Source organism: Cognatazoarcus halotolerans, assembly GCF_009800965.1.
GTDB classification, from domain to species: Bacteria; Pseudomonadota; Gammaproteobacteria; order Burkholderiales; family Rhodocyclaceae; genus Cognatazoarcus; species Cognatazoarcus halotolerans.
In genome coordinates this window covers 157,521-179,783 of the sequence record NZ_WUAF01000003.1, presented here as the reverse complement: position 1 = coordinate 179,783, position 22,263 = coordinate 157,521, and the positions used below count along the sequence as shown (strand labels likewise).

Annotated in this window: 24 protein-coding genes; 11 read left to right on the top strand and 13 right to left on the bottom strand. The window is 67.7% G+C overall.

Annotation, left to right across the window (positions count from 1 at the left end; genetic code table 11):
* Positions 1–31 precede the first annotated feature (31 nt).
* Positions 32–1,399, top strand: a complete 1,368-nt coding sequence (locus tag GQB03_RS05785) for a hypothetical protein (protein ID WP_159685905.1) — start codon at positions 32–34, stop codon at positions 1,397–1,399.
* Here the strand turns inward: GQB03_RS05785 and GQB03_RS23155 are convergent.
* Positions 1,389–4,037, bottom strand: a complete 2,649-nt coding sequence (locus GQB03_RS23155) for a LuxR C-terminal-related transcriptional regulator (protein WP_159685903.1) — start codon at positions 4,035–4,037, stop codon at positions 1,389–1,391. The two genes, GQB03_RS05785 and GQB03_RS23155, sit on opposite strands and share 11 nt — an antisense overlap.
* Before the next feature lie 238 nt (positions 4,038–4,275).
* Here GQB03_RS23155 and GQB03_RS05775 point away from each other — a divergent pair, with 238 nt between their 5' ends.
* The 3 genes from GQB03_RS05775 to GQB03_RS05765 are packed head-to-tail and all read left to right on the top strand — an operon-like array spanning position 4,276 to position 6,570.
* Positions 4,276–4,773 carry a cytochrome C gene (locus tag GQB03_RS05775; RefSeq protein WP_159685901.1) on the top strand — a complete coding sequence of 166 codons (498 nt, stop codon included), beginning with the start codon at positions 4,276–4,278 and terminating at the stop codon, positions 4,771–4,773.
* Positions 4,774–4,813: 40 nt separating this feature from the next.
* Positions 4,814–5,665: a nidogen-like domain-containing protein gene (locus GQB03_RS05770; protein ID WP_159685899.1), complete on the top strand. Its 852-nt coding sequence runs from the start codon at positions 4,814–4,816 to the stop codon at positions 5,663–5,665.
* Positions 5,650–6,570 carry an OmpA family protein gene (locus tag GQB03_RS05765; RefSeq protein ID WP_159685897.1) on the top strand — a complete coding sequence of 307 codons (921 nt, stop codon included), beginning with the start codon at positions 5,650–5,652 and terminating at the stop codon, positions 6,568–6,570. The genes GQB03_RS05770 and GQB03_RS05765 overlap by 16 nt, the downstream gene beginning before the upstream one ends.
* 127 nt (positions 6,571–6,697) lie before the next feature.
* Here the strand turns inward: GQB03_RS05765 and murB are convergent, their stop codons facing one another.
* The 3 genes from murB to GQB03_RS05750 form a co-directional block, all read right to left on the bottom strand.
* Positions 6,698–7,717, bottom strand: coding sequence for a UDP-N-acetylmuramate dehydrogenase (gene murB, locus GQB03_RS05760; RefSeq protein WP_159685895.1), 1,020 nt, complete (start codon positions 7,715–7,717; stop codon positions 6,698–6,700).
* A 74-nt stretch (positions 7,718–7,791) separates the two neighbouring features.
* On the bottom strand, positions 7,792–8,721 hold the full coding sequence (locus GQB03_RS05755; protein ID WP_159685892.1) for a sugar ABC transporter substrate-binding protein: 930 nt from the start codon (positions 8,719–8,721) through the stop codon (positions 7,792–7,794).
* A gap of 139 nt (positions 8,722–8,860) precedes the next feature.
* A complete protein-coding gene (locus GQB03_RS05750; protein ID WP_159685890.1) occupies positions 8,861–9,295 on the bottom strand; it encodes a PACE efflux transporter in 435 nt (144 codons plus the stop codon).
* Between the two features lie 203 nt (positions 9,296–9,498).
* Here GQB03_RS05750 and GQB03_RS05745 point away from each other — a divergent pair, with 203 nt between their 5' ends.
* Complete coding sequence (locus GQB03_RS05745) at positions 9,499–9,876, top strand: response regulator (RefSeq protein ID WP_159685887.1); 378 nt, start codon at positions 9,499–9,501, stop codon at positions 9,874–9,876.
* A gap of 29 nt (positions 9,877–9,905) precedes the next feature.
* On the opposite strand, the gene GQB03_RS05740 is transcribed toward GQB03_RS05745, so the two are convergent.
* A complete protein-coding gene (locus GQB03_RS05740; RefSeq protein WP_159685885.1) occupies positions 9,906–10,292 on the bottom strand; it encodes a hypothetical protein in 387 nt (128 codons plus the stop codon).
* Between the two features lie 149 nt (positions 10,293–10,441).
* Between GQB03_RS05740 and rocF the strand changes: the two genes are divergently transcribed.
* Both rocF and GQB03_RS05730 read left to right on the top strand, forming a co-directional pair.
* The gene (gene rocF / locus GQB03_RS05735; protein WP_159685882.1) at positions 10,442–11,356 is read left to right on the top strand and encodes an arginase; all 915 of its coding nucleotides are present in this window, start codon (positions 10,442–10,444) and stop codon (positions 11,354–11,356) included.
* Between the two features lie 165 nt (positions 11,357–11,521).
* Entirely contained in the window at positions 11,522–12,355 is an 834-nt protein-coding gene (locus GQB03_RS05730) for a mechanosensitive ion channel family protein (protein WP_159685880.1), read from the top strand.
* A gap of 21 nt (positions 12,356–12,376) precedes the next feature.
* On the opposite strand, the gene msrB is transcribed toward GQB03_RS05730, so the two are convergent.
* Together msrB and GQB03_RS05720 are read right to left on the bottom strand one after the other, a co-directional pair.
* On the bottom strand, positions 12,377–12,874 hold the full coding sequence (gene msrB / locus GQB03_RS05725; RefSeq protein WP_159685877.1) for a peptide-methionine (R)-S-oxide reductase MsrB: 498 nt from the start codon (positions 12,872–12,874) through the stop codon (positions 12,377–12,379).
* Positions 12,875–12,937: 63 nt separating this feature from the next.
* Positions 12,938–13,360 (bottom strand): secondary thiamine-phosphate synthase enzyme YjbQ, encoded by a 423-nt coding sequence (locus GQB03_RS05720; protein ID WP_159685874.1) that lies wholly within the window; start codon positions 13,358–13,360, stop codon positions 12,938–12,940.
* Positions 13,361–13,416: 56 nt separating this feature from the next.
* Here GQB03_RS05720 and GQB03_RS05715 point away from each other — a divergent pair, with 56 nt between their 5' ends.
* A complete protein-coding gene (locus tag GQB03_RS05715; RefSeq protein WP_159685872.1) occupies positions 13,417–13,794 on the top strand; it encodes a response regulator in 378 nt (125 codons plus the stop codon).
* Here the strand turns inward: GQB03_RS05715 and GQB03_RS05710 are convergent.
* On the bottom strand, positions 13,791–14,684 hold the full coding sequence (locus GQB03_RS05710) for a radical SAM protein (protein ID WP_159685869.1): 894 nt from the start codon (positions 14,682–14,684) through the stop codon (positions 13,791–13,793). The genes GQB03_RS05715 and GQB03_RS05710 overlap by 4 nt on opposite strands.
* A gap of 121 nt (positions 14,685–14,805) precedes the next feature.
* Between GQB03_RS05710 and GQB03_RS05705 the strand changes: the two genes are divergently transcribed.
* Positions 14,806–15,717 (top strand): cation transporter, encoded by a 912-nt coding sequence (locus tag GQB03_RS05705; protein WP_159685867.1) that lies wholly within the window; start codon positions 14,806–14,808, stop codon positions 15,715–15,717.
* Here the strand turns inward: GQB03_RS05705 and asd are convergent.
* Both asd and GQB03_RS05695 read right to left on the bottom strand, forming a co-directional pair.
* Positions 15,704–16,564: an archaetidylserine decarboxylase gene (gene asd, locus GQB03_RS05700; protein WP_159685864.1), complete on the bottom strand. Its 861-nt coding sequence runs from the start codon at positions 16,562–16,564 to the stop codon at positions 15,704–15,706. The genes GQB03_RS05705 and asd overlap by 14 nt on opposite strands.
* A 95-nt stretch (positions 16,565–16,659) precedes the next feature.
* Positions 16,660–16,938, bottom strand: coding sequence for a hypothetical protein (locus tag GQB03_RS05695; RefSeq protein WP_200832123.1), 279 nt, complete (start codon positions 16,936–16,938; stop codon positions 16,660–16,662).
* On the opposite strand from GQB03_RS05695, the gene GQB03_RS05690 reads away from it, so the two are divergent.
* Together GQB03_RS05690 and GQB03_RS05685 are read left to right on the top strand one after the other, a co-directional pair.
* A complete protein-coding gene (locus tag GQB03_RS05690; RefSeq protein ID WP_159685862.1) occupies positions 16,938–17,666 on the top strand; it encodes a DOMON-like domain-containing protein in 729 nt (242 codons plus the stop codon). The genes GQB03_RS05695 and GQB03_RS05690 overlap by 1 nt on opposite strands.
* On the top strand, positions 17,663–18,898 hold the full coding sequence (locus GQB03_RS05685; RefSeq protein ID WP_159685860.1) for an exo-beta-N-acetylmuramidase NamZ family protein: 1,236 nt from the start codon (positions 17,663–17,665) through the stop codon (positions 18,896–18,898). Before GQB03_RS05690 ends, GQB03_RS05685 begins: the two co-directional genes overlap by 4 nt.
* Before the next feature lie 23 nt (positions 18,899–18,921).
* Here GQB03_RS05685 and GQB03_RS05680 read toward each other — a convergent pair whose 3' ends face one another.
* The 3 genes from GQB03_RS05680 to GQB03_RS05670 form a co-directional block, all read right to left on the bottom strand.
* Positions 18,922–20,304 carry an EAL and HDOD domain-containing protein gene (locus GQB03_RS05680; protein WP_159685859.1) on the bottom strand — a complete coding sequence of 461 codons (1,383 nt, stop codon included), beginning with the start codon at positions 20,302–20,304 and terminating at the stop codon, positions 18,922–18,924.
* A gap of 94 nt (positions 20,305–20,398) precedes the next feature.
* Positions 20,399–21,613, bottom strand: a complete 1,215-nt coding sequence (locus tag GQB03_RS05675) for a multidrug effflux MFS transporter (protein ID WP_235026961.1) — start codon at positions 21,611–21,613, stop codon at positions 20,399–20,401.
* Between the two features lie 37 nt (positions 21,614–21,650).
* Positions 21,651–22,121, bottom strand: coding sequence for a MarR family winged helix-turn-helix transcriptional regulator (locus tag GQB03_RS05670; protein ID WP_159685856.1), 471 nt, complete (start codon positions 22,119–22,121; stop codon positions 21,651–21,653).
* Positions 22,122–22,263 lie beyond the last annotated feature (142 nt).

Below are 22,263 nucleotides of genomic sequence, written 5' to 3'. Positions count from 1 at the left end.
TCGTCAATCTTGAAGATCAGGAGAAATGCACATGAAGAGAACGATGTGGCGCGGCGCCATGCTTGCAGGCGCAATGCTGCTTGCGGCGTGCGGCGGCGGGGGTGGCAAGGATGCAGCCTTGGGCGGGGGGAACGGACCGCAGCCGCCCGGCGCTACCGCTGTCGGCCAGAGCCTCGGGGAAGCCAGCAGCACGGTGATCGGTGCCGCCGGAGGCAGCCTGGCGTCACCCGATGGCCGCCTGTCCATCCAGATACCTGCGGGAGCGCTCACGACGGACACCACCGTGAGCATCGAGCCGATCAGCGACATGACCCGGCAGGGCAATGGCACCGCCTACCGCCTGTCGCCCCACGGCGAAAACTTTGCACTGCCGGTCACGCTAAGCTTCCACTATGGTGCCGCGGACGTGGCTGGTAGCTCAGCCGATCAGCTGATGCCTCTCTACCAGCGGGCTGACGGCATCTGGCAAGTCGCGGGCACGCCGACACTCGATCCTCAGGCAGGGACGGTATCGGTGCAGACCGCCCATTTCAGCGACTGGTCCTTGATCGCCCGCCTGCTGCTGTCACCGCCCGAAGCGGGCGTGAAGGTGGGCGAGTCGCTGCGCCTGCGAGTGCTCGAGTGCGTCGCGCCGCTCGTGGACGATGTCGACGTGCACGTTCTCCTTCCGGGCTGCCGCCCGATCGATGACGATGACTACATGCTCTACGGCGGCGACGGCTGGTCGGTGAATGGCATCAAGTGGGGCAACGGCTCGGTGGGCCTGATCGACCTCGTGAATGCCGTCAGCAACACGGATCTCGAGTATCTGGCCCCGGACGTCAAGCCCGATCCGGCCGTCGTGGCGGTCAGTGTGGACTTTCAGCACCTGGGATCGAGCAAGCGGACCACGCTGGTATCCAACCTCACCATCATCGGTGATGGCCGCAGCTACAGCGGCAGCGCGCGTATTCGTCGCAGCGATCTGGATGCGACCGCCACGATCAACTGGAACATTGCCGACGAGCAGGTGGATGTGAGCGACTACACCGGCAGCGGTGTGTTGCAGGGCACGCTCACGATGTCGGGTTGCGCACCCCTGCCATTCTCGATTGCGGTCTCGGCGGGCAGTGCCGATTCGCCCGCGACGCGCATGTCGGTGTTCAACGATCTGGCGAGCCCACCCTATCAGAACGCCTACTTCTTCTATGTGGAACCGGCCGAAGGCGCGACGCTTACGCTCGAGTGCAGTGGCCAGTCGGTCACCATCCCCGCCTCGACGGTAGCGGCCTGGGTAGACTCGCGAACCTGTCCGTCGGGCGGGGACCTGCTCTACCACACGAATCCCGACCACCTGTCCGGGAGCTGGAGCTGCGCCGCCAGGGATCTCGGCGTGGACTGGGATTTCGTCAGGGAATGACGGGCACGCGTGGCGGGTCGGCGTTGTGCTGCGCGTGCCACCAGGCGGCGGCCTGGCCTCGGGTTTCGAGCCCCAGTTTGGTGAGGATGTTGGCCACGTGCCGCTTCACGGTGTGGGGTGAGAGTGCGAGCGCGCGGGCGATCAGCTTGTTGCTGTGACCGGCCGCGATGTGGTCGAGCACTTCGCATTCGCGTTCGCTGAGAGTAGTGCGCACCCCCGCCGCCGGGGCGGGTGCCGCACGGCGCAGCGCGAGCCCCAGTTCGGCCAGTGAGCGCACCCAGGCCAGGTCCTCGGCGGGCGCCAGGGCCCCCCAGGGCTGATCGGCGAAGGCCCGCAACATGGCTGCACCACATAACATGAGCGAGAGCTTCTCCCCGGGCTGGCGCGACAGCGCGATGGCGGGCGCGGCGGTGTCCCAGGCCTCGGCAAGCCGCCCGAGGCGCGCCATCGCCAGCGCCGCGGTGAGACGCACATTGCTGCGGGTGGCGGTGATGTCGTAGCGATCCGCAGCGTCGAGCCAGGGCGCAATGATCTCGAGCGCACCGCTGGAATCGTCTTCGTTGAGGGCCCAGAGACCGTTCAGGGCGGCCCGCGCCACCGCCACGTAGGGCCATTCGCCATCGGTGCTCTTGGCATTGAGCTGGCCCCGCAGCATGCCGATGGCCGACCAGTCATCGCTGACCAGATACCAGCGGCTCACCTGGTAGAGATAAATGCCCTGCCAGGTGCGGCGCCGCTCGCCATCGGTGTCCACCGCGGCAAGGGTCCGCACGGCTTCGTCACGCGCCTCGCGCTCGGCACGCAGCCCGTGGATCACGCCATGGACCACGGTGATCGCGTGGTGCAGGTTGTTGGGACGACCAAGCCACTCGGCGTCGGCCTCGGCCTCGCGCAGCAGCGCCTCGGCGTCATCGAGGCGGGCATCCCACATCGCCAGCCAGGCCTTGAGCGTGTTGGCGCCGGCTCGCAGCTGCGGATGGGTCTCTCCGGCGAGAGCCAGCGCGTGCGCCACGTAGCGCGCCATCTGCGCGCTCACGCCGGGATGGCCGAGGAACAGGAAATGCGGCAGGCAACGCAGCCACAGTTCCGCACTGGGATGCTGTTCGAGCCGGTCGATCATGCGCGAGAGGTGGCGCGCCGGGCCCTCCATGGGACCGCGGGCGCCGCTGTCCCAGTACCGGAGCAACTCGGCGAAGGCGCCCAGCTCGGGATCATCGGGATGCGGCGGGAGCGCGGCGAGCCGGACGGCAGCCTCGTCGAGCCGTCCCAGGTTGAGCAGGGCCATGGTCTCGAAGGCGCGCGCCTGCAGCGCTTGCGCGGTCTCGCCACTGCGCTCGAAGCCGTCGGCGGCCATGCGCATGGTGCGCTGCAGGGTTACCCAGTCGAAGTTGGGCCACGCGCACAGACCATGCGCATAGGCGAGAGTGGCCGAGGATTCGCGGCGGGCGCCGGGAAAGAGCTCGATGAGGCGCAGCACCTGGGCGGCCGCACCCTCCAGCAGCATCACGGGAGCGGCCGAGGCGAGGGCTCGTTCGGCGGCGGCGAGATCGCCGGCACGCAGCAGGTAACCCACCTTGCGCACCGGATCGGGTTCGGTTTCAGCGGCACGACGCAACAGCGCCGGCAGCTCCGCAGCGTGGTAGCGCTGCAGGCGCTCCTCGAGAAAATCGCGGAACAGGTCGTGGAGCCGCAGCGTACGCTCGCCGCTCTCGAGCGCCGTGACGAAGAGCGCGCGCCGCTCGATCTCGTCGAGCCAATGTACCGCTTCGCCGTCACCGCTCACCGCCGCACAACGGCCCGCGGTGAGCTCCGGCAGCACCGCGCAACGCTGCAGAAAAACCTGCAGGCCGGGCGGCATGTCGGCCAGCACTTCGCTCGCAAGATAGTCGAAAGTGTGGCGGTCGCCGCTCCAGCCACTGCCCGCCGTTCCCGCGCGCAGGGCCAGATGCAGGCCGGCAGGCCAACCGTGGGTGCGCTGCCACAGCGCAACGACGCGCTGACCGGCCTCGGGCGCCAGGGTGGCGGCCAGGGCCTCAGCCTCGTCGCGGGAAAAGCGCAGGTCCTCGGCGCGGAATTCCGCAAGCTCGCCGCGCGCCCTCAAGCGCGCGAGCGACAGCGGCGGATCCACGCGCGAAGTGAGCGCCACGCTCCAGTTGGCCGGCAAACGTTCGACGAGCCGATCAAGCCACTCGAAGATCGACGGGTCGCCGAGGCGATGGGCGTCCTCGATGACGATCACGCCGCGACCGATCTCGGCGCCTGCCAGCGCATCGTGAAGCACATCGAGAGACTGGCGCTGGCCGGCGGCGGCGAGGGTGCCGAGAGCTTCCGGCGCCATCCGCCAGGGCAGGTCGTAGGGCTCGAGCGCGATCACCAGGGCGTGCACCAGACGCTGGAGATCGTCGTCCTCGTCGGCGCTCACCCACGCCACCGCGTGGCGCAAGGCGCAGCGGCCAAGCACTCTGCTCACCAGAACGGTCTTGCCATAGCCCGCGGGTGCGCTGACGAGCACCAATGCGCGCGCGCCGAGCGCGTGTTCGAGACGCTGCTCTAGCGCAGGCCGCTCGAGTTGCTCGATGCGCAGGCGCGGCTGCTGGATCTTGGCACGGGCGAAGGCGGCGTAGTCGAGCGTCGGCATGCGGCGGGTTCTGTCGAAGAATGGCTCCAGATCGAAAGATTACCGCGCATCGCCGGCGCCGGTGTGACCAAGTTCGACCGCCTTCGCGGCACTTCGGCGTGGCCCGCAGCGGCACGCCTCGTGGCTCTTATGGGCGATGCCCGCAAGCCGCCTCCTCCCTAGTCTGTGCACACCAGACATGGACACCTTCCGGAACCGGGCAGGAGTCCTCCTCGAAGACCAGCCAAGGGACGAATTCATGAACGCACGATCCGCAACGGCGCTTCTCGCCGGCCTCCTCATCACCCACACCGCTTTCGCCGCGGACCCGGCCGCCACGACCGAGCATGCACGCGGTCGCTACCTGATCGCCGTCGGCGGCTGCAACGACTGTCACAGCCCGGGCTATGCAGAATCCGGCGGAGCGCTTCCCGAAGCGGAGTGGCTCACCGGGAGCAATGTCGGTTTCCAGGGGCCGTGGGGCACCACCTACGCGGGCAACCTGCGCGCCAGCGCAGCGACGCTGGACGAGGCTGCCTGGCTTGCGCTCGCGCGTACGCCACTGCGCCCGCCAATGCCTTCGCCCAGCCTGCGGGCGATGACCGATGCCGACCTCGTGGCGGTGTATCGCTTCATCCGCGGTCTTGGGCCGGCCGGCCAGGCTGTGCCCGCCTACGTGCCGCCCGGCGGAGCGGTACGCACACCCTATGTCGATTTCACGCCCCGCAGCCCGTCAGGGGCCCTGGCACGCAACTGAGTGCGCCTCCCCAATCACCTAAACCGAACGCCTACTCGTCATGAACGTCCGAATCAAGCAAGTCCTGCTCGCGGCCACGCTCGGCCTCGCCTCCGCCACGGTCTCGGCCGGCGCCATCCGCGACACCGCCCTGTTCGTGGACCACACCCTCATGCCATTCGATGACAACAATTCGGGGAGCTTCGCGAGCTTTCCGCTGAACTTCCTCGGCACCCAGGCGCAGAGCCTGTCGGTAAACAGCAACGGGGTGATCTCCCACGGCAACCTGTGGCCGATCAACTTCAACCAATTGACCCAGATCACCCCGATGCTCGCACCCTTCTTTGCGAACGTCGACAACCGCCACGGCGGGGTCATCCAGTGGGGTTTCGACGAGCTCGACGGGCGCCGCGTGCTCGGTGCGCAGTGGCTGGAGGTGCGTGCCTACAACAACCGGCCCGAGCTCACCAACAGCTTCCAGCTGATCATCACCGAGCGCCTCGACGCGGGCGCGGGCGCCTTCGATTTCGAGTTCAACTACGACCACATCGGCTGGGACACCTCGGACGCCGCCTGGTGGGACCCCGACCGGACACCCGATGTGGCAAGGGTGGGATGGGTCAACCCGCTGACCGGCCAGGCCTTCGAGTTCGAGGGCTCGGGAGTCCACGGCGCGCTGCTCGACACCAACCAGGACACCGGCCTGATCCACAATTCCCGGAACTCCGGGGTCATGGGGCGCTACGTCTTCGAGGTCCGCGCCGGCGCCGTACTGCCCGAAGCGCAGGATCCGCCCACCTCGGTACCGGAACCGGGTTCGCTGGCCCTGCTGCTGGGCGGCCTCGCAGCGCTCGGCCGGGTTGGCCGGTCGGCACGCGTCACGGGCGCGAGACGCACATGCGCCGCGCGATGAGGCGGCTCGCAGGCCTCGCGGCCGTGATGCTGGCCCTTGTCGCTCGTGCCGGGACGCCGCCCAACCTGCTCGTGCAGGAGTCGGGCGCGCGGGTGGCGGGCTTCAGTTCCGCCGCCGGCGGCGCCGATCTCGACGTGCTGCTGCCTCCACGTGCGCTTCTCGAGCAGGCCGGTGTCGACCTCAACGATTTCGTGTGGTGCAGCGCCGACCAGGCCCCCTTCCCTCACTGGGTGCTGTTCGAGTTCCGGCGCAGGCAGTGGCTCACCACCCTGGTCTTCAACAATGCGCTCAACGACGAGATGGCCTACCCGGGAATCGCCGCGCGACATGTGGAGGTCTGGGTTGGAAGCGAACGCCCGGATCGGCTCACCCGGGTGGCCTCCTTCGAGCTGGAGCGCAACCGCAACGACCAGGCAGTGCAGATCGCGCCCGTGGAAGCCCGCTGGCTCAAGTTCGTGATCACCGGCAACTGGGGCAACGACACCTGGACCGAGCTTGCCGCCTTTGCCGCCTACGACGACGGTTCGCGACCCGCGGGTCTTGCCGCTGCCCTCAGGAGGGACGGCAAGGTGGACGTGTACGGCATCTATTTCGACTTCGCCAGCGCCACCTTGCGTCACGAGAGCGGCCCGGCGCTGCAGGAAATCCTGGCCTTCCATGCGGCCGAGCCCCAGCGGCGCCTGATCATCGAGGGCCATACCGACGCGCGCGGCAGCGTGGCTGCGAATTCCGCCCTGTCGGCCGCGCGTGCACGCGCGGTGCTCGCCGAGCTTGTGCGCCACGGCGCCGACGAAAGACGCCTCGAGGCGGTCGGTCGGGGCGCAAGCCAACCGGTGGCAGACAACGCCAGTTCCGCGGGGCGTGCCCGCAACCGCCGCGTGACGGTGCGCCTCGCCGCTGACTGAAACCACGCAACGCGCGACGCGCCCGGACAGGCGATCGCCCGCTGGCGTACGCCTGCCAGCCCGACGCGCCATCACCGTGCCGACAACGGGATGCCCGCCGCAAAGGCAGGCAGCGTGTCGACGCGCCTCACACGAATACCGGTTCCGCCTCCAGCTCCACTCCGAACCGTGCCCGCACATCGGCGCGTATCGCCTCGGCGATACGCCGCACATCCTCACCCCGTGCGCCGCCGCGATTCACGAGGACCAGCGCCTGCTTTTCGAAGGCACCGACGGGCCCCAGGTCACGGCCCTTCCAGCCGGCCTGTTCGATCAGCCAGCCGGCGGCCAGCTTCTGGCGACCATCGGGCTGGGCGTAGTGCGGCAGGCCGGGATGGGCGGCTTCGAGCCGCGCAAAAGTGGGCATGTCGACCACGGGATTCTTGAAGAAGCTGCCGGCATTGCCAAGCACCGCCGGATCGGGCAGCTTGCGGCTGCGGATGGCGATTACCGCATCGGAGACCTGCAGCGCATCCGGTTGGGCGATGCCCTGCGCTTCGAGCTCGCGCGCGACATCGGCATAACCGGTGATCGGTTGCCAGCTCTTGGGCAGGCGGAACACCACCGAGGTGATCAGATAACGCCCGGCGGCTTCGCCCTTGAAGACACTGTCTCGGTAGCCGAAGCGGCAGGCCGGGGCGTCCATGTGGCGAGACTCGCCGCTGCCTAGATCGACCGCATCGAGCGACTCGAAGCGCGCGCACATCTCCAGCCCGTAGGCACCGATGTTCTGGATCGGCGCGGCACCCACGGTGCCGGGGATCAGGGAGAGGTTCTCGAGGCCCGGCCAGCCCTGCTGCAGGGTCCACCGCACGAAGTCGTGCCAGGTCTCACCCGCGCCCGCCTCGACATACCACGCTTCGTCGTCCTCGCGCACGAGCCGCCGGCCCTTGATGGCGACCTTCAGCACCAGGCCATTGAAGTCGCCACCGAAGATCACGTTGCTGCCGCCGCCGAGCACCAGCTGGGCCGTGCCGGCCAGCGCACCGGCCCGTACAAGTGCCTGCAACCCGGCCACCGAGTCGACCACGACGTAACGGTCCGCAAGGGCGGGCAGGCCGAAGGTGTTGAGTGCCTGGAGGGGAAAATCGCGCTGGATCTGCTGCATGACTGGATGTCGGGGCGGGGCTACGCGGAGTGCGGATGGTACCCGCCTATTGCATCAACCGGAACCGCAGTCTCTCAGGGGCGCGGCCTGGGGCTCAGCAGCAGATCGGCTTCGAGCAGGGTCACGGGCGGCACGTCGCCGCCCCGCAGGCTGCGGGCCGCATATTCGACGCCGAGATAGGCCTGCTTTTCGATGCGCGGATCGACGGTGAGTGCGAAACCGCCCCCGGTCAGCGCCGCACGCGCCTCGGGCAGCGCGCCAAAACCCGCCACCCGCACCTGCGGCCTGCGGCTGTCGCGCAGATACTTGAGCGCGCCGAGCGCCATCGCGTCGCTCGATCCGATCACCAGGTCGATCTGCGGATGGGCGGCAAAGAGCTGGCGGGTGGTTTCGTAGGCCTGGTCAATCCTGCCATTGGCTCTCTGCCGCGCGAGCACCTGTACCTCGCCATGCTCGGCAAGCGCCCGATCGATGCCCGCCCGGCGCGCACGGGTCTGGATGCTTTCGCTACCGCTCTCGAGCACCGCCACCTGCAACCCATCCACATCCCCCGCAAGCAGCGCCGTGACTGCCAGATAGGCGGATTGCTCGTCATCGACGGCGACATAGGGCAGCGCCGCGGCGGGATCAGGCACCGCGCCGACCGCGACGAGCGGAATGCCCGCCCGGCGCGCCATGTCGAACAGTGACTCGTGCCCCGCACTGCTCGCCGAAACGAAGACGATGGCGCCGGCTCCCGAGCGCCTGAGCCGCTCGACCTCGCCGGACGGATCGGCCCGGCCGTCGACCCGCAGCACTTCGACGTGATTCTCCCGGGCAGCGGCCTGCGCGCCCTTCTCGATATCATCCAGATAAGGCGCCATGCCATCGCCGAGCACCAGCGCGACCCGCGCCGCCGCCGGTATGGAAGCGGCACGGTATGCTTCATGTTCCGGCGGATTCGCGCCCTGCAGGCAGCCGGCCACGCCGATCGTCGCCACGCCCGCCAGAAGTATTCGCCACATCGCCGCTATCGCCACACTGCTCCCCGTACTTTCCGCAGGCGGAAAAGGGGCCTGCAGTGTGACGAATTGTCACGCTGGCGCAGCCTACGGAATGCGGAAATGCGTCACGACATACCGCACATCGGCCAAAAAAGACCGTTCATGCGCCGATCGGGAAGTGCCGGTCGTAAAGCAGGTTGAAACAGAAGGCGTAGAGCAGATAGGCCGCGCTCAGGCCGAGATCGGCCAGCAGCGCCTCCATCCATCCCATTCCGGTCCACCACGCGATCGCCGGCAGCGACATGAGCAACAGCCCGCCTTCGAAACCGGTCGCGTGCAGGATCCTCATCCGCAATGGACGCCGGTCCGCGGTGCGGCCGGTGAGGCGCCCTTCGATCCAGTCGAAGACAGTGTTGTAGCTGCCGTTCCAGAGCGCGGCAATGATCGCCATCATCACCAGCAGGCCGGCCGACTGCTCCATCGGTACCCCGCTCAGCCAGGTGAATGGCGGAGTGATGAGGAACAGGCCGCCCAGCTCGAAAAGCGCGATCTGGCGAAGCCGGTCGGAAAGAGAACGAAGTGCTGGCTGGGTCACACCGGTGCCGTCCCGGGCCGTTTTCAGGAAAGCGCCGAGGATACCCGATCGCAGGCCGGTCTAAAGCGCGGCACCGAACGTGCCGATAGATGAAGCATTGGCCGGCGCGCCTTGCGAGCCGGCAGCAAACGTCGTGGCGCCGCCGTGCCGCAGACATCGAACCCCGACACAGACAAACCTGGCACCCGGCGCCGGAGCGCAACATGAAACAATTGCTGGTGGTTGACGACATGGACGTGATGCGCAGCGTGGTCAGCTCGATCGCGCGCGATTGCGACTTCGACGTCACCCAGGCCTCGAACGGCGAACAGGCCCTGCAGGCCCTGGCGATGAGGCGATTCGACGCGATCTTGAGCGACTGGAACATGCCGAACATGAACGGTGAGGAATTCGTGCGCGAGCTGCGTGCACGCGGTGCGACCACGCCGGTCATCATGGTGACTGCCGAAGCGGACCGCGCGAAGATCGAAACGCTCATGGCGATCGGCGTCCAGGGCTACATCCTCAAGCCCTTCAAGCCGGAAGCCCTGCGCAAGGCGCTACAAGCGCTGCACCAGCGCCTGAAACGATCGCGCTTCTGACCGCCGTATGCGCCGGCACAGCCCGGAAATCAGAGACAGAGCGTACTGAACCGCCAGATGGCAAGTGCGCCCAGCAGGACCGCCACGCTACCGCAGGTGGCCGCACGCCAGGCGTGGCGCAGCGCACGCCGCTGGCCGCGTCGGCGCTCCCGCGACCACAGCATGAGTTCCCCGATCGCGCATACCGCGGCGCCGGCAAGAAAGGGCAGGCCGGACATGAAGATCAGGATCTCGGTATCGCTGGGCCGGCTGCAGAAGCTGTGATAACGCGGGTCGACACTGCCCGCCATCCAGGCCAGCAGGCCGGCACCGGCGAGCAGTGCGAGCGTGACGATGAGGGCACGCCAATTCATGCCCTCCCGGAACTCGTTGCTGATATCCAGCACGAAAGAATGTACCGCCGCCTTCAGATTCACCGCACCCGCCATGCCGTTCGAAGTTTCGCGGGCCGGGCGGCCCGCTGAGCCACCAACGGCAGGATAGCGGTGGACTTTAGGGCGGTGACTAAACAGCGGCACGACTCTGTGCCACACTCGTCCGCGTTCGCCAGCGTGGAGGCCGCACAATGCGCACGACTGTCAGCCTGATCGGCGCGCCGACCGATATCGGCGCGGGCGCCCGAGGCGCCTCGATGGGCCCCGAAGCACTGCGCGTGGCAGGCATTGAGGCCCGCCTGCGCGCGCGCGGGCTCGACGTGATCGATACCGGCAATCTCGTTGGCCCTCACAACCCCTGGCTGCCGCCGGAACAGGGCTATCGGCACCTGCCCGAGGTGACCGCCTGGAACCAGGCTGTGTTCGCCGCGGTGGCGCGCGAACTCGAACACGACCGCCTGCCGATCCTGCTCGGTGGCGACCATTGCCTGGCGATCGGCTCGATCACCGCGGTCGCGCAGCATTGCCGTCGGCAGGGCAAGCGCCTGCGGGTGCTGTGGCTCGACGCCCATGCCGATTTCAACAGCAGTGCGATCACCCCCAGCGGCAATATCCACGGCATGCCGGTAGCCTGCCTGTGCGGTCACGGCCCGGACGCGCTCACCCGCCTCGGCGGCAGCGCTCCCGCAATTTCGGCCGGCGAGATCCGCCAGCTCGGCATCCGCTCGGTCGATCCCGACGAGAAGCGACTGGTGCACGATGTCGGACTCGAGGTGTTCGACATGCGCTACATCGACGAGATGGGCATGCGCGATGCGGTCGAGATGTCGCTGGCGCTGGTCGACAGCCGCACCCACCTGCATGTCAGCTTCGATGTAGACTTCCTCGACCCGGACATCGCGCCGGGCGTCGGAACCACCGTGCCGGGCGGCCCCACCTACCGTGAAGCCCAGCTGTGCATGGAAATGATCGCCGACACCGGACGCCTCGCCTCAGTCGACGTGGTCGAGCTCAACCCGGCCCTGGATGTGCGCAACCGGACCGCCGAAGTCGCGGTGGAATTGATCGAGAGCATGTTCGGAAAGTCGACGCTGATGCGTCGATAGCCGCATCTTCGGTTGCTGCACTGCGGAACCATCGCCACCCGCAGGCGTCAGGAAAGGGCGAGGCCGTTCCGTCCCGCGCGGACGGCGCGCAGCGCAGCTGCGCATCGCCACGGCCCACGACGACGCGTGTGCCGCCCAACAACTTCAATAACCAACAGGAAAGACATGTTCGACAAGATGGCATCCACTGCATGGATCAATGATTACGCGCTCCCCTGGGGCATCAACATTCTCATCGCGCTGGCCGTCTTCGTGGTCGGCCGCTGGATCGCGAAAGGCGTGATCGCAATCATCCGCCGCCTGCTGGAGCGTGCCGGGCTCGACGAGATCCTGCAGAACTTCATCCTCTCGATCGCCAACGGGGTGCTGCTGCTTGTGGTGGTGATCGCCGCGCTCGACCGCCTCGGCGTGGACACCACCTCGCTGGTCGCGCTGATCGGTGCCGCCGGCCTGGCGATCGGCCTGGCACTGCAGGATTCGCTCAAGAACTTCGCGGCCGGGGTGATGCTCATCGTCTTCCGCCCGTTCCGCGCCGGGGACTTCGTCGAAGCGGCAGGAACCCAGGGCGTGGTCGAGAAGATCAACATCTTCAGCTCCACCTTCCGCACGCCCGACAACCGCGAGATCGTGATTCCCAACGGTGCCATCTACGCCGACGTGATCACCAACTACTCGGCGCGCCCGACGCGGCGCATCGATCTGGTCTTCGGCATCGGCTACGGCGACGACATCCGCAAGGCCAAGGCAGTGATCGAATCCGTGCTCCAGGCCGAGCCGCGGCTGCTGAAGGATCCCGCGCCGGTCATCGCGGTTGCCGAGCTGGGGGCCAGCAGCGTGGATCTGCATGTGCGCCCGTGGGTCGCGACTGCCGACTATTTCGCAACCATGTGCGACCTCAAGGAACACATCAAGATCGCCTTTGACGAGAACGGCATCTCGATTCCCTTCCCACAGATGGACCTGCACCACTTTCAGAGCGAGTCCGCCAAGGCGGCCTGAAGCCGCATGGCCGGCACCCGCTCAACTGCGCAGTGCCGGCAGCGGCTCACCCTCGGGCACGAAATTGAGCGCCACCCCGTTGTTGCAGTAGCGCTTGCCGGTCGGTCGGGGGCCGTCATCGAAGACGTGCCCCTGATGCCCGCCGCAGCGCGCGCAGTGATACTCGGTACGCGGCAGGATCAGCCTGAAATCGGTCTTGGTGCCCACCGCGTCGGGCAGCGGCTGCCAGAAGCTCGGCCAACCGGTGCCGCTGTCGTATTTGCTGGCACTGCTGAACAGCGGCAGGAAGCACGCGGCACAGACGAAGGTACCCGCGCGCTTCTCGTCGTTGAGCGGACTCGAGCCCGGCGCTTCGGTGGCTTCCTCGAAGAGCACCCGGTAGCTGGCCGGCGGCAGCAGCGCCGCCCAGGCCTTGCGGCTCTTTTGAAGCGGGAAAGCCGCGTCCGCCGCGCGCGACAGGGGCAATCCGGCAAGGGCGGCAAGCCCGGCCATGCCGGCGATCCAGTGACGACGATTCATGATTCACCTCCGGTGTGTGCAAGGGTAGACCCGCGTCGGCACCGAAAGCTTACCCCGCCGGCCTCAGGCGGATTCGCCCATCACGGTGATCACCACGTTGCGATCATGCGCTTCGGTGCGGTGCTCCCACAGGTAGATGCCCTGCCAGGTGCCGAGCAGCAGCCTCGCGCCGGCCACCGGCACGGTCAGGCTGGCCCCTGCGATCAGGGTACGGGCATGGGCGGCCATGTCGTCGGGCCCTTCCGCGTCGTGCAGATAGGCCGGATCGCCGTCCGGGGCAATGCGGCCGAAGAGCGTCTCGAGATCGCGGCGGACGTCCGGATCGGCATTCTCGGTAAGCAGCAGGGAGCAACTCGTGTGCTGCACGAAGATCTGCGCAATGCCGCAACCGATGCCCGCAGCGCGCACCTGGGCGGCCACTTCGCCGGTAATCTCGCGGCTGCCGCGACCCGCCGTGCGAAATGTCAATCGAGTCTGGATCAGCATTCAGTTTCCCGCCTTTCGGTCGTAATACTTTCGATCTACCTGCCAACGCATTGATGATGACCCGAAAGAACGTCCTCGTGATCGACGATGTGTCCGTGATCCGAAGTTTTGTCAAGGCCGCGCTGCGGAGTCTGCCGATCGACTTCCGGGAAGCGTCGGACGGTACGAAGGGACTCGAAATGCACAACGGTTCCCGCGCCGACCTCATCATCTGCGACATGAACATGCCCGCCATGAACGGCGAAGCCTTCCTGCGCGCCCTGCGCGAAAGCGGCGATCTGACCCCCCTGATCCTGCTGACCGCGGAGAGTGACATGGGCGTCCTCGGCCGGCTGATCAAGCTCGGCATCAATGGCTACGTCCGCAAGCCCTTCAAGCCGGCGGCCCTGACCACCCAGGTGACCAGCCTGCTCGGTCTCGCCGAGCCGAGCTAGAGACCGCGGGCCCATGCCGGTCGCAGCGGCGCCGCGGCCGGATCGGCGATGGCGGCGTGCAACTGGTCGAGAAGTCTCTGCTTGTCGGCGCCAAGCGTGCCCTTGAGCGCCAGCCAGTTCGAGGCGTGATCCGAGCGGAACACGGTCCGCCGCAGTTCGAGTGCGGCGATGAAGCGCGCCATCTCGGCAAACAGCTCCCGTTGCCCGAGCGGTTCCCACTCACCATAAGCGGCCCTGAAACGCGCCTCCCCGCCGGGAAAGCTGACCACCAGGGTGGACAGGTATTCGGGCTGGGTCGCGTTCATGAGACGCGCCGAGTTGTCGGCGTGACGCTCGGAATGCACCCGGCCGCCGAGCCCGTTGAGGATCATGACCGACCGGCCGATGCCCGCCTCGCCAAGCTTGTCGAGTGCAGCACGGGTGGATTCGAAGGTTTCACCTTTCGCGACCCGTTCGAGTACGAGATCGTCGCCCGACTCTGCCCCGAGGTAGACCAGTGCGAGACCGGCTTCGCGCAGGCTGCGGACTTCCTCGAGCGACTTTCTCGCCAGGTTGCGCGCCAGGCAGTAGCTCGATATGCGGCGTACCGAGGGCAGGTGTTCGCGGATCGCGGCGAGAATCGCGAGAAGACGCCGGGTCGGCAGCACGAGCGCATCACCGTCGGCCAGGAAGACCCGCCGGAAACGGTCACCGTACTGCGCGGCGGTCCGGCGGATGCTCTCCAGCACCTCTTCCTCGCTGCGGGCACGAAACGCCTTCTGCGGCGCGGTGTACATCTCGCAGAAGGTGCATTTGTTCCAGGAGCAGCCATCGGTGACCGGCAGGATCAGCGACTGCGCCTCGCTGGGCGGGCGGAAAACGGGCTCTACGTAACGGATCGGAGCATTCATTTGGTGCGCGGCTGCGGCGAAGGTCGGTGATGCCGATTCTGGCCGCCCCGGCCGGCAGACTCAAGGGCCCGCGCCGATCGCGCGAGTTGATTTGCACCGGGGGCGACGACAGAATGCCGCCATGACCCGCACCGACAGCGACATCCCCGCCCCATCCGCCCCCTGCACATCGCACTGTGGCTGCGGTGCAACGACCGCTGAACATGACCGGGACGCGGAACCCTCTGCCGGCGGCACGCTGGCCTGCTCCCGCTTCGAGATCCCCGGCATGGACTGCCCCAGCGAGGAGCGGCTGATCCGCATGTGCCTTGCCGGATGCGCGAATCAGCTCGAGTTCGACCTGCCGGGCCGGCGTCTCGCCGTATGGCACGCGGGCACCGCCGAGGCCGTGCTGGCACTGCTCGCGCCGCTCGGCTTCGGCGCGCGGCTGCTGAGCAGCGAGGCGGCCGTGCCACCACCGATGGGCGACAGCCCGGCCACTGACGCCCAGGGCCGGACGCTGCTGCAGTTGCTCGCGATCAACGCCCTGATGTTCGTCGTCGAAGGCCTGGCGGGCTGGTGGGCTCAGTCTTCCGGTCTGCTCGCCGACGGCCTCGACATGTTCGCCGACGCGGCCGTCTATGGTGCGGCCCTGTGGGCCGTGGGCCGCGGCACCGCCGCCGAATTCCGCGCCGCCAGGCTCGCCGGCTGGCTGCAGGCGCTACTCGCGGCGGGTCTTTTCGTGCAGGTGGGCTGGCGCGTGGTGCATGGTGCGGAGCCAGTCGGCATGGCGATGATGGGTGTTTCGGTGATCGCCCTGGCGGCCAACCTTGCCTGCCTGCTGCTGATCGGCCGGCACCGCGACGGCGGCGCCCACATGCGGGCGAGCTACATCTTCTCGGCCAGTGACGTGCTTGCCAACATCGGAGTGATCGTTGCCGGGGCGCTGGTCCTGTGGAGCGGCTCGGAATGGCCGGATTTCATCATCGGCGCGGCGATCGGCGCGGTCGTGCTGTATGGCGCGCTGAAGATCCTCAGGCTCAGACCGGGCTGAGTGCGGCCGCCTCGCCCATTGCCTCGCCCATGCGGATCGCCCCGCCGGGCACCCAGGCCGGATTGAAATCCAGCGCGCCCTGCGGAAACAGCATCACCACGGTCGACCCCAGCAGGAAACGCCCCATCTCTTCGCCGCGAGCAAGCTCGATCCGCTCCTCGTCGTAGCGCGAATCGACGATCCTGCCCGGTCGTGGCGGATTGACCACGCCATGCCAGACCGTCGCCATGCTGCCGACGATGGTCGCCCCCACCAGCACCAGCACGAACGGCCCCGATGCGGACTCGAAGACGCAGACCACCCGTTCGTTTCGCGCGAACAGGCCGGGGACCCCCCGCGCAGTCACCGGATTGACCGAGAACAGCTCGCCGGGCACGTAGATCATACGTGCGAGCCGTCCCGCGCAGGGCATGTGGATGCGGTGGTAATCACGCGGGCTGAGATACAGCGTGGCAAAACTGCCGTTCTCGAAACGCGCGGCGAGCGCCGCATCGCCGCCGACCAGCGCGGTGGTGGAATAGCGATGCCCCTTGGCCTGGTAGATCTGGTCGCGCTCGATCGCGCCGAACTGGCTGATCGCACCATCGACCGGGCACAGGAATGCAGCCTCGGCCAGCGGGCGTGCACCGGTCCTGAGCGGACGGGTGAAGAATTCGTTGAAACTCGCGTAGGCGGTCACGTCCGAATTGGCGGCTTCGGCCATGTCGACCCCGTAGCGCGCCACGAACCAGCGGATTACGGCGGTCGTCAGCCCGCCTCCTTGCAGACCGGCAAGCTTGCCGGCAAGCACGGTCAGCGCCTGCTTGGGCAGCAGATATTGCGGCAATACGGCGAGTCGATCTGACAAGGCGCGGTCTCCGGAGGGCGGAACAGCCGCCGATTATAGCGGCGACATGGCCCGCTGCCTTGCCCGGCGCGGATCGTTCCGGGGAAAGGCCCGGCTCAGCGCTGCGAATCCCCGGGCTGCTCATCCGCCGACGCCGCCTCGGCCCCATCGGCCGAGGTATCCTCCTGCTCGCTGGACGCTTCGTCGCGGCCCGCACCAGCGGCCTTCTGGGCAAGTTTGTGCAAGCGTTTTTCTTCCTGCTTGCGCTTCTTCGCCAGATCCCGCTGGCGTTTCTCGAACTGGTAATTTGGCTTGGCCAAGAGGTCTCCTTTGATCGCGACACGAGGCGCATCGCCCCGGATGATCCGGCGGGCGCGGGTGCGCACCGTTGCCATTGAATACCAATTCGGCAGCGCTGGCCACCCCGAATCCGGGCACGACAGTGCCGGCCCCGGCGGCGCTGCAAGGTCTGGTGCAGCGCCCGCGCAATCCGCCGTCGGCCCGCAACGCAGCTAAACTACGCGCCCCGGCCCGATCCGACGACACCCCGATGCAGGACCTCCCACTTCGACCCCACCCAACCGAGCAGCGCACCCCGGCGAACACGCTGGGAGTACGGGTGGCGTACCGCGACAATGGCGACCTCTGCCTCGTCTATGCGCTTACCGGCGCCCTGGCCGGCATCGCGCTGCCCGCGCCAGCGGCCGCGGCATTTGCCGACGGGCTGTGGCGCCACACCTGTTTCGAGGTCTTCATCGCCGCGGATCGCGATGCGCCCGGCTATCGGGAATTCAACTTTTCGCCGTCGGGCGAATGGGCGGTATACGACTTCCTCGCCTACCGCGAACGCGATCCTGCCTTCGTGATTGCGGCGCCGCCGACGATCGAAACGATCCGACATGACGACCGCCTCGAGTTGCAGGCAACGCTGCCCGCGGCCTTGCTGCCGGCATCGGTATCGCCCGGGCCGCGGTTGGTCGGCCTGTGCGCGGTCCTCGAGTCGGCGGATGGCAGCATGTCCTACCGGGCGCTTCACCATGCCGCAGACAGGCCGGACTTCCATCATCGCGGGAGCTTCACGCTCGAACTGAGCGACCCGCGACACCATCAGGAGCAACCATGAAATTCGGCGTCGAACGCCTTCTCGAAGACCCCGCGATGCGCCGCCCGCTAGCCGGCAGGCGCGTCGCGCTGCTGGCCCACCCGGCCTCGGTCACGCGCGCACTCGTCCATTCGCTGGACGCGCTCGCGGCGCTGCCCGACATCACCCTGTCGGCCGCATTCGGCCCCCAGCACGGGCTGCGCGGCGACAAGCAGGACAACATGGTCGAATCGCCCGACTTCGTCGATCCACGGCTCGGCATACCGGTATTCAGCCTCTACGGCGCGGTGCGACGGCCCACCGATGCAATGATGGACAGCTTCGACGTATTGCTGATCGATCTGCAGGATCTGGGCTGCCGCATCTACACCTTCATCACCACCCTGCGCTACATGCTCGAAGCGGCGGCCAGACACGGCAAGACGGTGTGGATCCTCGACCGGCCGAATCCGGCGGGCCGGCCGGTCGAGGGCCTGAGCCTGCGCGCGGGCTGGGAGAGCTTCGTCGGCGCAGGCCCGATGCCGATGCGCCACGGCCTCACCATGGGGGAGATGGCCGGCTGGTTCCGGCGCGAGCTCGCGCTCGACGTCGATCTGGCGGTGGTCGAGATGGCAGGCTGGCAAGCCGACGCCGCGCCGGGTCATGGCTGGCCGCTGGGCGAGCGCAGCTGGGTGAACCCGAGCCCCAACGCCCCCAATCTTTCCATGGCGCGCGCCTATGCCGGCACGGTCATGCTCGAGGGCACGACGCTCTCGGAAGGCCGCGGCACCACCCGCCCGCTCGAACTCTTCGGCGCGCCCGACATCGATGCCCGCGCCGTCATCGCCGAAATGCATGCCCTCGCCCCCGACTGGCTGAACGGCTGCGTGCTGCGCGAATGCTGGTTCGAGCCGACCTTCCACAAGCACGCCGGCAAGCTGTGCCACGGTGTGCAGATTCACGTCGAAGACCCGACCCACTACGACCATGCCGCCTTCCGGCCATGGCGCCTCATGGCCGCCGCCTTCAAGGCGATCCGCCGGCTGTATCCGGACTACCCGCTGTGGCGCGATTTTCCGTACGAATACGAGCACGACCGACTCGCCATCGACCTGATCAACGGTTCGCCGCTGCTGCGCGAATGGGTCGACGATCCGGCGGCGGCAGCCGGCCAGCTCGAATCACTCACGGCTGAAGATGAAAACGACTGGACTGCATCGGTCGAAGGGGTACTGCGCTACGGGTCGCCCGGCGGTGCGAACGCACCGGGCTGACGACCAGGAACCCGCGGGGCGCGTCAGGGCCCAGACGTTTCCGCCGCGGAGCCGGCCTGCACCCACAACAGGGCCTCGATCTGCAGGCGGTTGAGTTCGTCCGGGCCAACCCCCAGGCGTTCGCCGGCTTCCGCCAGCGCGGCCTCGTCGCCGCGCTCCACCGCCTGCGCCAGCAACAGATAGTCGGCCAGCGGCCCGCTGCCCGACAGCAGCGCATCGGCAACCGCCGGCTGCAGCTTGAGCGGCCCCAGCGCGCGCTCGAGGGGTACCTGCGCAATGATGTCGATCAGCGAAAACAGGCCCAGCATGAAGAGTTGCTCGCATTCCTCGCGGCTCACCCGATCCCTGCCGAGCAGCTCCATCAGGCGCGCGCGCGTCAGCGCGAGGTCCATCAGCGTGCTGGCCCCCGCGCTGTTTCGCGCGCCGCCGAACAGCAACAGCACGAGCCAGCGCCGCAGCGGGTAATTGCCGAGCACCACCAGGGCATGCTCGATCGACGTGATCGGATTGTTGATGCCCCATGCGACCGCGTTGACATAACGCAGCAGCCGGTAGGTGAGCGCCACGTCGTGCTTGAGAACTTCGGCGATCTCGCGGGTACCGGTATCGTCGCGCAATTGGTTGATGAGCCGTGCCACGCGCAGCGAATGGGGCGCAAGGCGGTTCCCGCTCCAGTCCTCGCGATGGGTGACGAAACCGCCGTGGAAGCCGTGGCAGCCGAGCCGCAGGAGATAGTCGAAGTCCTCCTCGGTCGCCACGTTCCAGCCCAGCCACTGCATGCCGGGGCTTTCGCCCTTCAGCCTGCCGGCGAGACTGCGCAGCTCGGTCGGGGAATGGCTGGCCGAATCCACCACGACCGTTCCGGCAAGGGGCGCCAGCGCCGTGAACCACGCGGTGCCGAGGTGCGCCTCCAGCGCGATCGGCAGGCCATCCGCCTGCAGCGCCTGCGCCCGCGCGAGGATCTCCGCTGACGGCGCAGCATCGGGCGCTTCCGCCCGCAGCACCAGAACCGCCTTCGTGCCGACCAGGCGCGCCGCCGCCGGACAGAGGATGGAATGGCTCCAGACCGGAACATGGACGGTTCGACTGGCAAGCAGGCCGGCCGCCTTGTCGAGCAGGGTGTCGATCAGGACTTCGTCGAGAAAGCCACGCGTGCGCTCGGTGCGCGCCCGCACATTCCCCGCCGCGGCAGCGTGCAAGGTGAAGGCATGACCGAGCAACTGCCGATCGCGGCCAAGGATTTCACTGCGTGCAAGGATCGAACCCTCGCCGGCCGGGCCGACCGTCCCCGGATCTGCCGCAACCGCCGCCGGCTCGGGCCGCGGCGCGGCCGGCGGCGCCACCGCGGCCGGGGTCGGCGTCGGCTCACCGGTGATCAATCGCAGCAGGCGCCTGAACAGGGACATCTTGGGGTTCCGCGAGTCAATGCCGGACGCTATCACGGGTGGGTATCCCCGACAACCGGCGGGCCTTCACCGGCCCGCCACCCCCGCGCCGCACTCAGGCGGGGGTTGCCACCGGGCGTCCCGTGAAGTTCACGACGGTCAGCGCGAGCAGGCCCAGCACCACGTACGCTGCTGCCAGCGGCATGACGCTACCGTCGAACAGTTGACCTACGCCGAAGCCGATGAGCGCACCGCAGGCAGTGCTGACGAAACCGATGATCGACGAAGCGGTGCCGGCCACATGGCCAAGCGGCTCCATTGCCAGGGTGTTGAGATTCGAGGCAAGGAATCCGAACACGAACATGCTGCCGGCCTGCAACAGCAGGAACACCGGCAGACTGACCAGGCCCGCCAGCGCGAGTCCGAGATGGATCACGTTCAGGCCGACCAGCACGGACAGGCCGACGAGGCTGAGCCTGCGCATGCCGACACGGTGCACCAGGCGCGAGTTGGTGAAGGCCGCCACCGACATCGCCAGCGCGATCAATGCGAACAGCAGGGTGAAACTACGGCCCGCGTCGAAGACATCGACGAAGATCTGCTGGGCGGAAGTGATGAAACCCATGTGGGCCCCCATCACCAGGCCCAGGGCGGCCATGTAGCCGACCGCGCTGCGGGTGGTCACGGTGATGCGGTAGCCTTCGAGAATCGCATCGGCGGAGATCGCCCGCCGGCGCTCGAGCGGCAGCGACTCCTGCAACCGCAGCAGCGTCCACGCCAGCACCGCGCTGCTGGCCAGCACCAGCGCCCCGAAAGTCCAGCGCCACGGCAGCACCAGCAGGATCAGCTGACCGAGCGACGGCGCGAGGATCGGGACCGCCATGAAAACCATCATGGCGAGCGACATCACCCGCCCCATCTGCGGCCCGGAATAGGTGTCGCGCGCCAGCGAGACGGCGACCACCCGCGGCGCACCCGCGCCGACGCCCTGCAGCAGACGGGCGGCGAGCAGCGTGCCGAAGCTGTCGGTCACCGCCGAAAGCAGGCCGGCCAGCACGAAAACCATCAGACCGCCGATCAGCACCGGCCGACGGCCGTAGCGGTCCGACAGCGGTCCATAGAAGAGCTGTGATGCGCCCATGCCGAGCAGATAGATCGCGATCACCATCTGCGCGTGGTTCGGGTTGGCGAGCCCGAAGTCCGCATTGAGCATCGGCAGCGCCGGCAACATCACGTCGATGGCCAGCGCGTTGAGCGCCATGCAGGCAGCAATGAAGCCCACGAATTCGGTAAAGCCCATGGGCGTGCGCGAGGTCTGGAGCGGGCTCATTGCGCGGCCCGCCGGCGCTCGGTGTGGATTGGAGGATTCATCGGTCGAGTGTCTCTGTAAAGGGTTTCAGCGCTTCTGCGAGCGCATCGAGCTGGGCGGCATCGGCCACCCGGTTGAGCATCGCCACATCGCTGCCGATCACGGTCTTCATCGCCTGTTCCGCGAGTGCGATACCGGCAGGCGTGAGGCGGACCAGCGAACCGCGGCGGTCGTCCTCATCGTCCTCGCGCAGCACGTAGCCGCGCTCCTCGAGCGTCTTGAGGACCTTGGTCAGCCCGCCGGAGGTGAGCAGCATGCCCTTGTAGATGTCCGAGGGCTTGAGCCGGTGCGGCGCCGGTGTCTTGCGCAGCGTGGCGAGCACGCTGTACTCCGCGGGACTCAGGTCAAAGCCCGCCATCTCGCGCTGGGCGTTCTCGAAGATCACGTCGCGCAGGCGGAAAAGGCGCGCGATGAAGCGCATTCCCGGCGAATCGATCTCCGGAAAACTCTCGGCGGTCTGGCGGAGCATGTGCTCGCAGCGGGTTCGGCATTTGCGGGTCATGGGGGCGGATATTAGACGCCAAATTGCTTTCTAGCAAGCATTCTATTGATCATTTCACCCCTTTGCTGCGTGACTGCCTTACGACGCGGCGGACCGACTGCTTCGGGCG